General features: G+C 68.9%; 17 protein-coding genes and 1 tRNA gene. 8 read left to right on the top strand and 10 right to left on the bottom strand.

Going from position 1 to position 13,495, the window contains the following annotated elements:
* Positions 1–335: 335 nt before the first annotated feature.
* On the top strand, positions 336–1,184 hold the full coding sequence (locus ABZX92_RS05775; protein WP_355554479.1) for a bifunctional DNA primase/polymerase: 849 nt from the start codon (positions 336–338) through the stop codon (positions 1,182–1,184).
* A 117-nt stretch (positions 1,185–1,301) separates the two neighbouring features.
* Here the strand turns inward: ABZX92_RS05775 and ABZX92_RS05780 are convergent, their stop codons facing one another.
* Positions 1,302–1,547, bottom strand: coding sequence for a hypothetical protein (locus ABZX92_RS05780; protein WP_355554481.1), 246 nt, complete (start codon positions 1,545–1,547; stop codon positions 1,302–1,304).
* 200 nt (positions 1,548–1,747) lie between these two features.
* On the opposite strand from ABZX92_RS05780, the gene ABZX92_RS05785 reads away from it, so the two are divergent.
* The 7 genes from ABZX92_RS05785 (at position 1,748) to ABZX92_RS05815 (ending at position 5,814) form a co-directional block, all read left to right on the top strand.
* On the top strand, positions 1,748–2,065 hold the full coding sequence (locus ABZX92_RS05785) for a hypothetical protein (RefSeq protein WP_355554483.1): 318 nt from the start codon (positions 1,748–1,750) through the stop codon (positions 2,063–2,065).
* Positions 2,065–2,535, top strand: coding sequence for a hypothetical protein (locus tag ABZX92_RS05790; protein ID WP_355554485.1), 471 nt, complete (start codon positions 2,065–2,067; stop codon positions 2,533–2,535). Before ABZX92_RS05785 ends, ABZX92_RS05790 begins: the two co-directional genes overlap by 1 nt.
* A complete protein-coding gene (locus tag ABZX92_RS05795; RefSeq protein WP_355554487.1) occupies positions 2,535–2,927 on the top strand; it encodes a hypothetical protein in 393 nt (130 codons plus the stop codon). Before ABZX92_RS05790 ends, ABZX92_RS05795 begins: the two co-directional genes overlap by 1 nt.
* A 173-nt stretch (positions 2,928–3,100) precedes the next feature.
* Positions 3,101–3,379, top strand: a complete 279-nt coding sequence (locus ABZX92_RS05800; protein ID WP_355554488.1) for a hypothetical protein — start codon at positions 3,101–3,103, stop codon at positions 3,377–3,379.
* Positions 3,380–3,617: 238 nt separating this feature from the next.
* Complete coding sequence (locus tag ABZX92_RS05805) at positions 3,618–4,283, top strand: DUF3987 domain-containing protein (protein WP_355554490.1); 666 nt, start codon at positions 3,618–3,620, stop codon at positions 4,281–4,283.
* A 346-nt stretch (positions 4,284–4,629) separates the two neighbouring features.
* On the top strand, positions 4,630–5,583 hold the full coding sequence (locus ABZX92_RS05810; RefSeq protein ID WP_355554492.1) for a site-specific integrase: 954 nt from the start codon (positions 4,630–4,632) through the stop codon (positions 5,581–5,583).
* Between the two features lie 57 nt (positions 5,584–5,640).
* Positions 5,641–5,814, top strand: coding sequence for a hypothetical protein (locus ABZX92_RS05815; protein WP_355554494.1), 174 nt, complete (start codon positions 5,641–5,643; stop codon positions 5,812–5,814).
* Positions 5,815–5,877: 63 nt separating this feature from the next.
* Here the strand turns inward: ABZX92_RS05815 and ABZX92_RS05820 are convergent, their stop codons facing one another.
* The 9 genes from ABZX92_RS05820 to ABZX92_RS05860 all read right to left on the bottom strand — a co-directional run bounded on the left by ABZX92_RS05820 (position 5,878) and on the right by ABZX92_RS05860 (position 13,444).
* Complete coding sequence (locus ABZX92_RS05820) at positions 5,878–6,516, bottom strand: hypothetical protein (protein ID WP_355554495.1); 639 nt, start codon at positions 6,514–6,516, stop codon at positions 5,878–5,880.
* A 444-nt stretch (positions 6,517–6,960) separates the two neighbouring features.
* Positions 6,961–7,034: transfer RNA gene (locus ABZX92_RS05825), tRNA-Pro, on the bottom strand.
* A 182-nt stretch (positions 7,035–7,216) separates the two neighbouring features.
* Positions 7,217–8,332 carry a histidine kinase gene (locus ABZX92_RS05830; RefSeq protein ID WP_355554497.1) on the bottom strand — a complete coding sequence of 372 codons (1,116 nt, stop codon included), beginning with the start codon at positions 8,330–8,332 and terminating at the stop codon, positions 7,217–7,219.
* Complete coding sequence (locus ABZX92_RS05835; RefSeq protein ID WP_355554499.1) at positions 8,329–8,961, bottom strand: response regulator transcription factor; 633 nt, start codon at positions 8,959–8,961, stop codon at positions 8,329–8,331. The genes ABZX92_RS05830 and ABZX92_RS05835 overlap by 4 nt, the downstream gene beginning before the upstream one ends.
* A gap of 43 nt (positions 8,962–9,004) precedes the next feature.
* The gene (gene der, locus ABZX92_RS05840; RefSeq protein WP_355554501.1) at positions 9,005–10,426 is read right to left on the bottom strand and encodes a ribosome biogenesis GTPase Der; all 1,422 of its coding nucleotides are present in this window, start codon (positions 10,424–10,426) and stop codon (positions 9,005–9,007) included.
* On the bottom strand, positions 10,423–11,055 hold the full coding sequence (locus ABZX92_RS05845) for a lysophospholipid acyltransferase family protein (RefSeq protein WP_355554503.1): 633 nt from the start codon (positions 11,053–11,055) through the stop codon (positions 10,423–10,425). Before ABZX92_RS05845 ends, der begins: the two co-directional genes overlap by 4 nt.
* Positions 11,052–11,738 (bottom strand): (d)CMP kinase, encoded by a 687-nt coding sequence (gene cmk, locus ABZX92_RS05850; protein WP_355554668.1) that lies wholly within the window; start codon positions 11,736–11,738, stop codon positions 11,052–11,054. The genes ABZX92_RS05845 and cmk overlap by 4 nt, the downstream gene beginning before the upstream one ends.
* 93 nt (positions 11,739–11,831) lie before the next feature.
* The gene (locus tag ABZX92_RS05855; protein WP_355554505.1) at positions 11,832–12,725 is read right to left on the bottom strand and encodes a hypothetical protein; all 894 of its coding nucleotides are present in this window, start codon (positions 12,723–12,725) and stop codon (positions 11,832–11,834) included.
* On the bottom strand, positions 12,722–13,444 hold the full coding sequence (locus tag ABZX92_RS05860) for an NUDIX domain-containing protein (protein ID WP_355554507.1): 723 nt from the start codon (positions 13,442–13,444) through the stop codon (positions 12,722–12,724). Before ABZX92_RS05860 ends, ABZX92_RS05855 begins: the two co-directional genes overlap by 4 nt.
* Between the last annotated feature and the right edge of the window lie 51 nt (positions 13,445–13,495).

Genomic DNA, 13,495 nt, shown 5'->3' on the forward strand with positions numbered 1-13,495 from the left:
GTCACGAGTGCGACGACCGTGCCGGTGCCGACGGAGAGGGCGAGCAGGAGCAGCACCAGGCCCGCGACCTGGGCGATGCCCGTGTGCTGCCAGCGACACCGACCACGGCATGTCCAGAAAGGACCGCCTGACCATGACCACTGACCAGACTGTTCAGGCCGCCGCCAACGCCGCGCTGTGGCTGGCAGTGCAACGCGACTGGCACGTGCTGCCGCTCAACTCCGGAACCAAGCACCCCGTTGCCGGGCTGTCGCGACTGCCGCGCAGACGTCCGCGACCGCGACGCACCCGACTGTCCATGTCTGGCGCGCGGCGATGGTGCGCTGTGCCACGGTGTGTGGGCCGCCACCACCAACTCCGACGTGATAAGCCGCTGGGCAAACCGTTGGCGCACCAGCGTGTGGGCCGTGCACCTCGGGGCGTCCGGGCTGTTCGCGGTCGACCTGGACGCGCACGGCGGCACCCCGCCCGCGCAACCTCTCAACGGCCTCCCCTGGCCACAGGCTGACCCGCCACCGGCCGACGGCATCGACACTTACGCGACTCTCGCCGCCTTGTCCGGTGGCGTGGTGGACACCACGACGTTCGCCACCGACACACCAACCGGCAGGCTGCACCTGGTGCACACCGACGGAGAACGCCGGTGGAAAACCAGCCGCGGCTACGTCCGCGACGGCGACGACACCGTGCGCACCGGACTCGGGTGGCAGATCGACATCAAGGCCAACGGCGGCTACGTCGGGCTGCCCGGCTCTGTCAGCACGGCAGGCCCATACCGCCGCGCGTCGACCACCACGACGCCCACACCGCCCGCAGCTTGGCTGGTCGACGCGCTCACACGCACCGGCCACGACCGCACCGCCACCCCGGCCCGGAGACCGCCGGTGTGTGGTGGCGGTCGACGAGCACCGGCCTGCGCGCGCTACGCCGCGTCCGCGCTGCGGTCCGCGTGCTCCCAACTCGCGGCGATGGAGCCCAACACCGGCCGCAACCGCAAGCTGTTCCGCTCCGCCTCCCGGCTGGCGGGGATGGCAGAGGCCGGATGGATCGATCGGCCCGCCGTGGAGGCAGCGCTGGCGCAAGCGGCACACCACGGAGGGCTCCCGGCCGGAGAGATCCGCTACGCCCTCGCGTCCGGGTTCGCCCGGCCCCGGCGAGCACCCGACATCAGGAGCGCCGCGTGAGTCCTACCCGCACCACCGCACCACGGCACCCGACACAGAAAGGAGGACCCGAGCGTGAGCATCACCGAGGACACCACCACCCACCACGACACCGACTCAGACGCCACCCGCGAGGCCTCACCCGCCGACCGTCCGGCAATCCAGATCGGCGGCGAGGCCGAGACGATCCGCGTTCTCACGACCGCGCTCGGGCAGGGCGCGTTGCCCGATGTCTACGTCTCGAGCGGGCAGCTGGTGCACCTCTCGCGTGTGTCCGGCAGTGCCGCCAACGCGGCCGAGCACGCCCACCAGGCTGCCGCCGGAGCGCTCCCAGTGCGGGCCGACCCGCTCACCGCACCCTCGCTTGCCTGGCTGCTTGCACACCACACGTTCCTCTACCGCGACAAGCTCAACAAGCAAACCGACCAGTGGGAGCAGGTCGAAGCCAGCCCCACCAAAGCCGCCCTGTCCGCCGTGCTGACCACCCACTACTGGCCCGACGTCCGGCCGCTCACCGTCTCGGTGTTCTCGCGCCCGGATTTCAGATGGTGTTCCAGAACCCAGGCCAGCCTGTGGACGTCATCGTGCTGCGATCGAGCGTGGAGATCGCGATGGCGCTCAACCTCTCCGGCGTGCCGATCCTGTCACGCCTGTCTGCTCGGCAGCTCGCGCGGCTGGTCGTCGCAGGAGTGCGGCGCTACGGGATCGAGCGAGTGCGTGAGCTGGCGCTGATCAACCGGATGGCCAACCTGGTGGACGAGGACACGGCGCCATCGATCCGGCCCGAGGTGCTTGAGTTGCAGGAACGCATCTGGACTGGGGGCAGGCAGCAGACCTGCACGGACGCGACGTTGGTGCTGACTACGGCGGTCGAACGCAGCCGCGGTTTGGTGGTGGCGTGATGGCGGCCGACGGTGCGGGCTTCGTGCCCAAAGTCGAACTGTCGGCCTACGAGCGTGAGCGGCCAGTGCTGGACGAACACCTCCTCGAAGTGCGTCGCGTGCGGTTCTACGCGGCCGGGCACCGGTGGCCGCTGGTGCTCGGTGACGACGAGATCGCCGTGGCGCTGCACCTGGCGGTTGCAGAGCTGACAGCCGACCCCGACGAGCTGGCGGAGGTCGCGTTCTGGAGCGTGCAGTACGCGAGCCTGGACCACATCGCGGCACTCGCGCGCGAGACCAGGGCGTTCCTTGTGCACTGTGCCGTGGGCGCAGTCCCGGAGCCTGAGCGCGGCCGGTTCCTGCGGCGCTGGCACAGCGCGGAGCGCTACCGCGCGTGCGTGCAGGCCGCGACGATGCTGTGCACGCACGCGCCACGGTCGCCGCGCACGCTCCCGGCCGCCGATGGCCCGGCGCCATGGCAGGTGGCGTGATGCGGGCGCACCTGGGCCGTGAGGGTTTCGAGTTGTCGGCACGGTTCCGTGTCAGCGGCCGTGGTCCGACGGTAATCGCGGCGCGGTTCAACATCCCGCTGCGGTTCGAGGACCTGGTGTCGATCCTGTACAGCTGCGAGCTCACCGGCGAGCAGCTGGGCGACGCCGACCGCATCCGGGAGACGGTGCTGGACGTGTTGCTCAACCACGGCGGGAACAAGGTCGCGGTCGACAAGGCGCGGCTCGAACGAGCGAACGAGGCGGGCGCGGCCGGCGTCGACCGGCCCCGGCTGACGACGTGCAAGCGGCGGGTCGCCGAGCTGTTCCTCACCGCCGACAACGGGTTGCGTGACTCGCGCGAGCAGTCGCCGATCCTGCGCCGCACCGGCTGACGCGTCGATCACGCCACGTGATCACGCGCGCGTCTGACGTCAATTGACGTCGGGAGCGCGAATCCGCGCGCACTCGCGTCCTACGCGTGCGTGTGTGTGCGTATGCGCATCGCGCGCCGGACGTTGCCTGACAACGGTTCTGACGAACTTCCGTCCCTTCGGGACGATCACCCTTGGTCACCTTCTGGAGAGGTCTACGGGCATGGGCGCCGGACCCCGCACTGGACGGGACGCCAACCAACGAGCCGCCCTCCGGCCGATGGCTGCACCCCGTTCGGGACACCGGCACCGAAGCGACACCCGGACTGGGCGAGCTGGAAAAGCTGGCCGCCCACGCCCGCGAACGGGTCGCCCAGGTGCGGCTGTGGCTGCCGCAGATCGAGGAGGCGGTGTTCGACTGCTACCTCGGCAACCTGGCCTCCCAGCTCGACCCGCACACCGAGGCCGACTAGGTCGGCGTTCTCGCCACTCTGCTCGGTGCCGCCGGGGCGCACCTCGGTCCTGGCCCGCACCTGCAACTCGGGTACGAGCGGCACCCGCTGTTGATCTGGCCAATGCTCATCGGGCAGACCGGCGTAGGCAAGAAGGGCACGGCCTACAACGCCGCGAAAGCGCTGCTCTCGTTCACCGACAACGACTTCGTGGCCCAGAACATCCACTCCGGACTGTCTAGCGGAAGGCCTGGCGTCGGTGTACGCCGCCGACACCGAACCCGGCAAGGCAGGCCGCAAGCCGCGGCTACTGCCCGACGGGGACTGCCGTCTGCTCGCGTACGAACCCGAGTGGGGAACCGTTATGGCCAGGATGCGCCGTGAGGGCAACACGTTGTCCGCGACGCTGCGCGCGGCGTGGGAGGGCGGCAACCTGTCCACCCTCAACGTGGACGCGCGCGTGGCCCGCCAGTCGCACATCAGCATCAGCGCCCACATCACCCCGAAGCAGTTCCGCGAGAAGGTCTCCGCCGCCGACATGGCGGGCGGCACCTACAACAGGTTCCTCCCTATCGCGGTCGCGCAGTCCAAGCTGCTCGACACACCGGCCCCGGCCGATCCCACGCTGATGCTCCAGCTGGGAGCCTCGCTGTTCGAGCGACTTCAGCACGCTGGCGACATCGGCGCGGTGGGGTTCACCGACGCCGGAGCACTGGCGTGGCGACGGCTCTACATCGAGTTCGCCAGCCGCGACGGCGACACCGAGACACCGGTCGAGGAGTTCATCTCCCGCGCTGCACCCCACTGCCTGCGCATCGCCGCGATCTACGCTTGCTCGACCATGCCGACCGTATTGGCCCCGGCCACCTCGCCGCCGCATCCGCCCTGGTCCGCTATTCGATCGCCTCCGCAACGGCTGTTCTAAGCCCGAACGACACTGTGGCGCGCCTGGCGGCATGGATTGCCGAGGCCGGACCTGAGGGGCGCACACGCAAGGACGTCACCGTGGAGTTCTTAGGTGGCAACGCAAAGCGGGCGGGCGTTGACCCCTCACGCCTACTCGACCAACTGGTCCAGCGCGGCCGGATCGAGCGCACCACCCGACCACCTGCAAGCGAGCGCGGCCGACCAATCGAGGTCTACCGCGCTCAACCCGGACGAACTTGACGAACTAACGAACTATGCCACCTGACCTGCGGAAACGCTCTTGACTAGTTCGTCACCGACGAACTAGTCAAACACAAAACCGCAGGTCACGGCCACCGATCGGCGTGAAGCTATCGGTCGACATCGAGCACCTGCCTGACCGTCCGACGCCGTACCGGGCTCGCGTGCGGTGGACCGATCCGGTGACCGGCAAACGTCCCTCTCGCTCGCACTCGTGTGAGACCGAGGACGAGGCTGTGGCATGGATCGAGAGCATGGAGCGCGTCGCCGCTGGTGGCGTCGATCCGAACGCCGCGATGGTGAGCTTGGCGGAGTACGGCACCCCGGACGTGCTCAAGCTCGCGTTGCGCGGCCCGGAGGCTAAGACCCTGCCGCCGTACCTTTCTGGCTGGAAACTGCGCATCCTGCCTGCGTTGGGTCACCTTCCGGTTCGGATGATCGCGGCAGGAGCGGTGGACCGAGCGGTGATGGATCCTGAAACGGGATGGATCGCGGAGGATTGCAGCAAGTCCGTCGTCAAGAACACGCCGGCCATGCTCGTTCGGATCATGGAGCAGGCACTTCGGGACGGCATCATCGAGCGCAATCCGGCGCGGATCAAGGGCTGGCAGAAGCAGTACGCGCGCGGGGAGGACGAGCTGGACGACCCGCGCTCGCTCGCACTGCCGGACTGGCCCACACTGCTGCGTCTCGCTGACGCGCTGGCCGCTCGATCGGCCGGCGAGTACGACGGCTGGCGCGACGTCGTGTTGTTCGCCGCGTGCACGGCCGCACGCATCGGCGAGGTGTCGGGCTACCGCGTGCGGGACATCAACCGAGATGAGTGGACGTGGACGGTCCGCCGCCAGACGACCACGGCACCTGGCGGCCTGGTCGACAAGGGCACCAAGGGAAAGCGCGCCCGGATCGTGCCGTTGATCGACGAGATTCGCGAGATGATCGAGCGTCGTATCGCGGCAACGGACGGCACGAAAGACGCGCGGCTGTTGTCGGCCCACGGGGTGGTCAGATCACCACCGCGGTTCTGCGCGACGCGACGCACTGGGATGAGGTCGTGACCAAGCTTGGGTTCGACCATCTGAAGCGACACAGCCTGAGGCACCGGCTTGACGTGGATGGCCGACGCAGGCGTACCGGTCCACCACCTGCAGAAGATCGCCGGGCACGGCTCGATCACGACCACCCAGCGGTACCTGCATCCGAACCGAAATGCCGTCACGGATGCAGGCACCCTGTTGTCTGCCCACCTGCAGAAGACGAAGGCTCCTGTCCAGCTCAGGGCGGTTTAGCCGCTGAGCACGAGGCGCCTTCGGTCGACAGGACTCGATGCCCTGTCGACCAAGGACGACCGGCTAGGCCGCCTTCGCGATCTCCGCCCACATTGCGGTCCACTGGCCTAGCAGGCCAGCGATCCGCAGTGTCTGGCTGCGTGGAGTCGTCCTCTTGTCAATGTCGAGGTATTCACCACTGCGCACGACAAGAATTCGGGGACGTGCGGTCGGCAACACCGCTGACATGACCTCGTTCATCGCGAACAAGATCGGTTGAGCCACGTCCTTGGAGAGCGGAGCGTCCTTGAGGTACAGGAACACCGCCGACAAGTCGCCAGCGGCGTCCCTAACCCCCAGCTGAGGGTTCACACGCATGCCGACGGTGTTCAATGCGAAGATCGTGCTGTGGACAGGCACAAGTGTGCTGTCCCTGTCCCACGCGCCAAGGAACCCGTCGCTGAGCGCGCGATAGTGCCGCGCCTTCGGAGTTCCTACGACCTTCGCGACAACCGCATCGAGCACGCGCTCAGGCTGAGCGTCTGCCGCCGCAGCTTTCGCACCCGCGACGAACGCCCTGTAGTAGTCCTGAGGACGACGGTTCGGGTCGGTGAGCATCTTGTACTGCTCGCGGACGATCTCCGCTTGCCGACCTGGCTTGCTCGCTGCCAGGTCGAGCACGAGCCCTTGGTTGGGGTTGAGTGGGTCCAAAGTGGCCTCCACCAAAAAATGGCAGGCACGCCCCACACAGCATGTTTCGGTACAACCCCATCTAGCGGGGGATCATCACCGACGGTAAGGTTCGAGTGTCGAGTTCGAGCCCTTGCTGATGGGGGTCTGCCCTAAGCAGGCCTTCTGCTTGACCGAGCAGCCTAGCGCACGGAACCGACAAAAACGGACGTGTCGCTCACGTGTTCGACTGACGCGCCGGTGGGTCACATCGTTCGGTCCCGTCGAACTTCCACCACGCTGTCCGCCATCAAGGGTCTTAAGAGCCGGGCCGCCACCTCATGTGGGGCCCGGCTCTTTTATGCCTAATTCGCACCCTGGTCCACAGATGGTCCACAAGTCGCAGGCGAAGTGGATCACGGAGAGATCATTCTGGAATAAACGGAAAAGCCCGCTGACCTGGGCTTTCACCCAGAATCAGCGGGCTGATTCAGACCGTCGGGACGACAGGATTTGAACCTGCGACCCCTTGACCCCCAGTCAAGTGCGCTACCAAACTGCGCCACGTCCCGGCCACACCACCGGTCTCCCGGCGTGCATGAAGAATCCTACAACACCCTGAACAGAGATCAAAAACGGCCCCTCGCACAGGCCCGGAGCTGCGGAAACAGGAGAAATACAGCGGGGACCCGGCGTACGGGTCCCCGCGTCCCTCGGTCCGACCGATCCCCCGATCCTCGACCGACAGCTAGAACTATGCGTTGGCGGAGGATCGTGCACCACCGCCGAAAGTCGAGTCTTGTCCGTCAACCTTCGACTTACCGGGCGGTAGGACGGCCGCGACGCTGAAGCCTCCGTCGGCGCGATAAGACGTGGTCAGGGTGCCTCCGGCCAGGCGTACGCGCTCGGACAGACCGTGCAGGCCGGCGCCTCCGCCGTCGCCCAGCGAGGGCAGCGAACCAGGGCCGTTCACGACAGAGACGCGCACCGGTGAGGAACGGTCGACGGTCACCGTCACCGAGGCGCCCGGAGCGTGTTTTGTCACGTTGGTCAGGGCTTCTTGGACCACTCGAAAGAGTGCTCGGGAGACGGCCGGCGACAGCACTGCCTCGCCGGTCTCGGACAGCGTCACGGACACGCCCGCCACCCGAGCGCGATCGATCAGCTCCGCCAGCGACGGGTACGAGGTGTCAGAGGAGTTCAGCAAGCCGAGAGCGGCGCGCATCTCGGACAAGGATTCCTTTGCCAGAGCACGCAAACGCAAGGCGGTCTCGCGCACCGAAGGATCGGAGGCGGTGGCGGCGAGAGCGGCGGACTCCACGGCGATCAAGGTTGCGTGGTGGCCGACGGCGTCGTGGATTTCGCGGGCGATTCGGGCGCGTTCGGCGGCGCGGGCGGAGGTTTCCTGGGCTTCCAGTTCAGCGGCGCGGGCGCGGCGGGTTTCGTACAGGGATTGGGTGAGGTCCTTGCGGGTTGTCACCAAGGCGCCCAGCGCGGTGGGGGCGCCGGCCAGGCCGAAGGCGAAGGCGGTGGCCAGCAGCAAGGAACCCAGCGGGATGGTCTCGGTCAGGAGGACCGGGGCGATGGCGGCGATGGTCAGCAGGGCCACCCAGAACACCTGCACCGGGATCGACTTCTCCTTGCGGCCCAAGCGGAACTGGGCCACCAGAGCCGGTGCCCAGCCCAGGCCGCCGGCTACTGCGGGGACGCACAGCAAAGAGGCCAGCCACGGCCAGCGCAAACGCAACGGCAGCAACAAAGACGCGCCTATGGCCGTCCACAGCGACCAGGAGAACGGGCGGTCCTGGCTCAGCAGCACGACTCCCGTGGTGATGCCCACGGTGAGGACCTCGCGCGCGAAAGGCTTCACCACACACCGACTTGGTGCGCGACGAGGGCCGCCTGCACCCGGTTCTCCACGCCCAGTTTGGTCAGCACGGTCGAGACGTAGCTCTTCACGGTCGCCTCGGACAGGCAGAGCTCGTCGGCGATCGAGTGGTTCGAGCGGCCGCCGGCCAGCAGCTCCAGGACCTGGCGTTCGCGGGCCGAGAGCGAGTCCAGCGAACGGTTCGCCCGGAAGCCGCGCAGCCGTGGCAGCAGACGGGCCGTGATGCGCGGGTCCAGCACGGCCCCACCAGCGGCGAGATCCACGACGGCGCGGACTAGGGCCTCGGGCTCGGCGTCCTTCAAAAGAAACCCTTGAGCGCCGAGATCCAAAGCGGTGGCCACGTAGTCGTCGAGGTCGAACGTGGTCAGCACGGCGATCGCGGGCGGGGTGGCCCAGGTTCGCAGACGACGGACCGCCTCCAGGCCGTCCACGCCCGGCATCTGCACGTCGACCAGCACCACGTCGGGCAGATGCGCCAGCACGACGTCGACGAGTTCGGCGCCGTCAGCGGCCTCGCCGACCACCTCGACTCGCCTGTCGGCTTCCAGGAGGACCTTGAGGCCCCGCCGCAGCAGGGCCTCGTCATCGGCTAGGACTACTCGTACGGCCACGAACCCAACCAACCGCACCTCATGCCAAAGGGCAACCAAACGGCTACTTCTTGGAAGAGGCGCCGGCCTTCTTCTTCTCGCGCACGCGCACGGAGATCCGGACCGGGCTGCCCTCGAAGCCGAACTCCTCACGCAGCCTGCGCTCGATGAACCGCCGGTACGACGCCTCCAGGAACCCGGTCGTGAACAGCACGAACGTTGGCGGCCGGGTCGAGGCCTGGGTCGCGAACAGCACCTTCGGCTGCTTGCCGCCACGCACCGGTGGCGGCGTCGCGGCGATCAGGTCCGACAGCCACTGGTTCAGGCGGCCGGTCGGCACGCGGGTGTCCCACGAGTTCAGGGCCGTACGCAACGCCGGCGCGAGCTTGTGGACGGAACGGCCGGTCAGCGCCGAGATGTTGACCTTGTCCGCCCACGGCACGCGCACGAGGCCGCGTTCGAGCTCGCGGACCATCTCGTTGCGGCGGTCCTCGTCGACCAGGTCCCACTTGTTGAACGCCAGCACGCACGCGCGGCCCGACTCGACGACCATCGTCAGCACCCGCAGGTCCTGTTCGGACAACGGCTCGTGCGCGTCCAGCAGCACGATCGCGACCTCGGCGGTCTCGATCGCGGACTTGGTGCGCAACGACGCGTAGTACTCGGCGCCGCTCTCGAACTTCACCCGCTTGCGCAGGCCCGCGGTGTCGACGAAGCGCCAGATCTCACCGTCGAGCTCCACCAGCGAGTCGACCGGGTCGACCGTGGTGCCCGCGACCGAGTCGACGACCGAGCGGTTCTCGCCGGTCAGGCGGTTCAGCAGCGACGACTTGCCGACGTTCGGCTTGCCGACCAGCGCGACACGCCGCGGACCACCGGCGCCAGATCGGAAATCATCGCGAGGCGTCTCGGGCAGCTTCGCCAGGATCGTGTCGAGCAGGTCACCGGAGCCGCGGCCGTGCAGACCGGACACCGGGAACGGCTCGCCCAGCCCCAGCGACCACAGCGACGCGACGTCGGCCATCAGCCGCTCGTCGTCGACCTTGGACGCGCACAGGATCACCGGCTTCTTCGAGCGCCGCAGCACTCGGGCGACGGCCTCCTCGGTCGTCGTCGCACCGACCGTCGCGTCCACGACCACGAGGATCACGTCCGCGGTCGCCATCGCGAGCTCGGCCTGGGCGGCCACGGCGGCCTGCAGGCCCTGCGCGTCCGGCTCCCAGCCACCCGTGTCGACCACGGTGAACTTGCGGCCGTTCCACAGCGCGTCATAGGCAACGCGGTCGCGCGTCACGCCCGGCACGTCCTGCACCACGGCCTCACGACGGCCGATGATGCGGTTGACCAGCGTGGACTTGCCGACGTTCGGCCGCCCGACCACCGCGAGCACCGGCTGCGGCGGCGCGGCCTCCTCGCCGTCCTCCGAAAGGTCGTCGAAGGCTGACCAGTCGGCCTCGTCCTCCCAGGTGCCGTCCAGGTCCGTCATCGTCTTCCCTCACTCTTGCGAAGTCCATCAAGTTCGGCGACCAGTGTCGCCAGGCGGTCGCGCACCTGCTCGGTGGCAACGCCGAGTGCGGCCTTCCCCTTCCCCTCGGGAAGGTGGAACGGCTCACCTATCAGCACGTCGACCTCGGGCCGCCAGCCCTTGGCCTCGAAAGTCCCACGGCACGCGACCGGCAGCACCACCGCGCCGCCGACCCGAGCCAGCCACGCCGCACCGTTCTGCGCCGAGGCCACGTCGCCCTCGCCGCGCGTGCCCTCGGGAAAGATCCCGATCACGCCACCAGCCTTGAGCACGGCCAACGCGCTGGTCAGCGCGGTGCGATCGGCTTCTCCCCGCTTGACGGGGATCTGCCCGATCTTGCGCAGCAGGTAGCCCACCAGGCCTTTGAACATCTCCTGCTTGATCAGAAACGTCACGCGCCGGGGCACGACACCGAACAGGATCGGTCCATCAGCCATCGAGCTGTGGTTGGCGACGACGACCACGCCGCCGCTCAAGGGTACGCGGTCGCGGCCGTGCACCCGAATCCGGAACTGCCACGCGTACGGCACGCGCGCGATCCAGCGTCCGAGGTCGAACAGCCACCCCAGACTCCCGGAGGGAACGCTCACCCGGTCACCCTCAGTCCGCGCCGTTCCACGAGGTCGAGCAACGCGCCGATCGTCCCGGCGAGATCGAGCTCGGTGTTGTCCAGCACCACCGCGTCCGCGGCGGCCTTCAACGGCGACACCGCGCGCGTCGAGTCGTAGTTGTCGCGCCGCTGCACGTCTTTCAGCACGGCGTCCAAAGTGGACGCACGCCCGGCCGCGTTGTCCTGCTTGGTCCGCCGCGAGGCCCGCGCGTCCTCGGACGCCGTCAGGTACACCTTCAGCGGCGCGTCCGGCGACACGACCGTGCCGATGTCCCGCCCCTCCACGACGATGCCGCCCACGTGGTCGACGGCGTCCGCGATGATCGCCCGCTGCTGCGCCACGAGCAGTTCCCGCACGTGCGCGGTGGCCGACACCGGCGACACGGCCAGCGTCACCTCGGGCCCGCGGATCTCCACCGAGACGTCGTCGCCGTCCAGCGTGATGCCGGGCTTCGCGGGGTCGGTGCCCACGACGAGCTTCGCACCGTCGGCCACCGCGACGACCGCGGCCTCGTCCGCCGGGTCGGCTCCGGCCCGCAGCACGGCCACCGTGATCGCCCGGTACATCGAACCGGTGTCGAGGTAGCGCGCGTCCAGCGCCATCGCGAGGCGCTTCGCGACGGTGGACTTGCCGGTGCCGGACGGTCCGTCGAGTGCCACCACACCGCGCAACTGACCCTGGCCCACGACAGCTCCCTCCGAGACACCCACGGCCCACATTGTGCCTGGTGCGGACGCTCACACCGGCAGCGGGACTCAGAGCAGCCCCAGCAGGTCCGGATGATCGGCCAGCAACTCCCGCAGGACCGGTCCCGGCCGCGGGTCGTGCAACGCCAGCATCACCCGCGCGAACGTGACCTCGTCCACCACGCCGGACCGCGCCGCCGCCGTCACCGCCGCGGCGAAGTCGTCGTGTTCCCGATGGACGATCACGTTGCCCTGCACCACCCCGGCCTGCACCACCACGCCGTTGACGTCGCCCGACACGATGTTCTTGATCACGTGGCCGGTGCGGGCACCCGACGACGGCAGCGCGGCGATCACCGCCAGCGCGAACGCGGCCGCCGGCGCCGCGGTGCCGATGCCCCGAACGGTGAGCGTGGGGGTCGCATCGTGCAGATGCCCCGCGCCGGCCAGGCCCGCGCTCTCCATGTCGACGGCGACCGCGTCGTTGTACACAGCGTGCAGCCGGCCCTCCAGCGCGGCGCCGGGCGCGAGCAGGACCTCCCCCGCCGCGATCGGCTGGAACTCCACCCGTGCGCCGGTGAACGACCGGGCGACGTGCCGGGCCAGCTGTTCGAGGCGGTGCGGCGCCTCCCAGGCACGGGGCCGGGCCTGGAACCCGGACGCGTCCTCCCGCCCGCCCTCGTAGGCGTAGATCTTGGTGGCCACGACGACGTCGCCCGGCTCCAGCCACGACCGCAGCGGGCCCGCCTCACCCACGAAGAACACGGCGGCAGGCGAGAACTCGGCGATCGCCCGTTCGGTGAGCGCGGCAGCGGCGTGGTTCCCCGTGCCCGTCAACCCCAGCGCGACCGAACCGGACACCTCGAACAACGTTCCCGCCGGAGTCTCATGCAGTGATAGATCCGGCAGCAGCGCGCGCACCGCGCCGTAAGCGGCCTCCGTCGCCGTCAGCACGACGATCACGCCGTCACCTCCAAAGAAGAAGCGCGGGAACGCAGCAACGCCGGGTGCAACAACGACGCAGGCCCGCGCCGGTACAGCTCCGCCGGACGGCCGCCCTGCCGCAACGTCTTCTCCCCCGTCGGCACCAGGAACCCGTCCGCCCCGGTCACCTTCCGGTGGAAGTTGCGCGGTTCGAGCTGCTCACCCCACACGATCTCGTACACCCGCCGCAGCTCCGTGACGGTGAACTCGGCCGGGCAGAACGCGGTGGCCAGCGTCGTGTACTCCAGCTTGCCGCGCGCCCGTTCCACCGCGTCCGAGATGATCCGGGAGTGGTCGAACGCGAGCGGACCGGCGAGCGCCTCGGCGACCGGCACCCACCGCGCGACGTCCGCGTCCCCGCCCGCGCGCGGCACGGGCAGGTTCGGCACCACGGCCAGGTAGCAGACCGTGATCACGCGCCGGCGCGGATCGCGGTCCGGAGTGCCGTACGTGCGCAGCTGTTCGAGGTGAAGATCTTGAGCCGCTAAACCGGTCTCCTCCGCGAGCTCCCGGACCGCCGCGCCGTCGATGTCCTCCCGCGCCGACGCGAGGAAGCCACCCGGCAGCGCCAGCGCTCCCCGGAACGGCTCTATCCCGCGCTCCACCAGCAGGATCTGCAGCTGCTCCGCGCGGACGGTCAGCACGGCGAGATCAACGGCCACGGCCACGTCCGGGATCGTCCACTCCTCCTCGGTCATGCTCCGAGACTAACCCACTATCCGTCAGATTGACGGAAACTCGCCGCGTCA

It is taken from the genome of Lentzea sp. NPDC006480, assembly GCF_040611995.1.
Taxonomy (GTDB): Bacteria; Actinomycetota; Actinomycetes; order Mycobacteriales; family Pseudonocardiaceae; genus Lentzea.

Excerpts from the sequence above, each read along its gene's own strand:
- ABZX92_RS05790 (WP_355554485.1), top strand. The coding sequence starts at position 2,065 with ATGGCGGCCGACGGTGCGGGCTTCGTGCCCAAAGTCGAACTGTCGGCC.
- ABZX92_RS05795 (WP_355554487.1), top strand. The coding sequence starts at position 2,535 with ATGCGGGCGCACCTGGGCCGTGAGGGTTTCGAGTTGTCGGCACGGTTC.
- ABZX92_RS05815 (WP_355554494.1), top strand. The coding sequence starts at position 5,641 with ATGGCCGACGCAGGCGTACCGGTCCACCACCTGCAGAAGATCGCCGGG.
- der (WP_355554501.1), bottom strand. The coding sequence starts at position 10,426 with ATGACGGACCTGGACGGCACCTGGGAGGACGAGGCCGACTGGTCAGCC.
- ABZX92_RS05860 (WP_355554507.1), bottom strand. The coding sequence starts at position 13,444 with ATGACCGAGGAGGAGTGGACGATCCCGGACGTGGCCGTGGCCGTTGAT.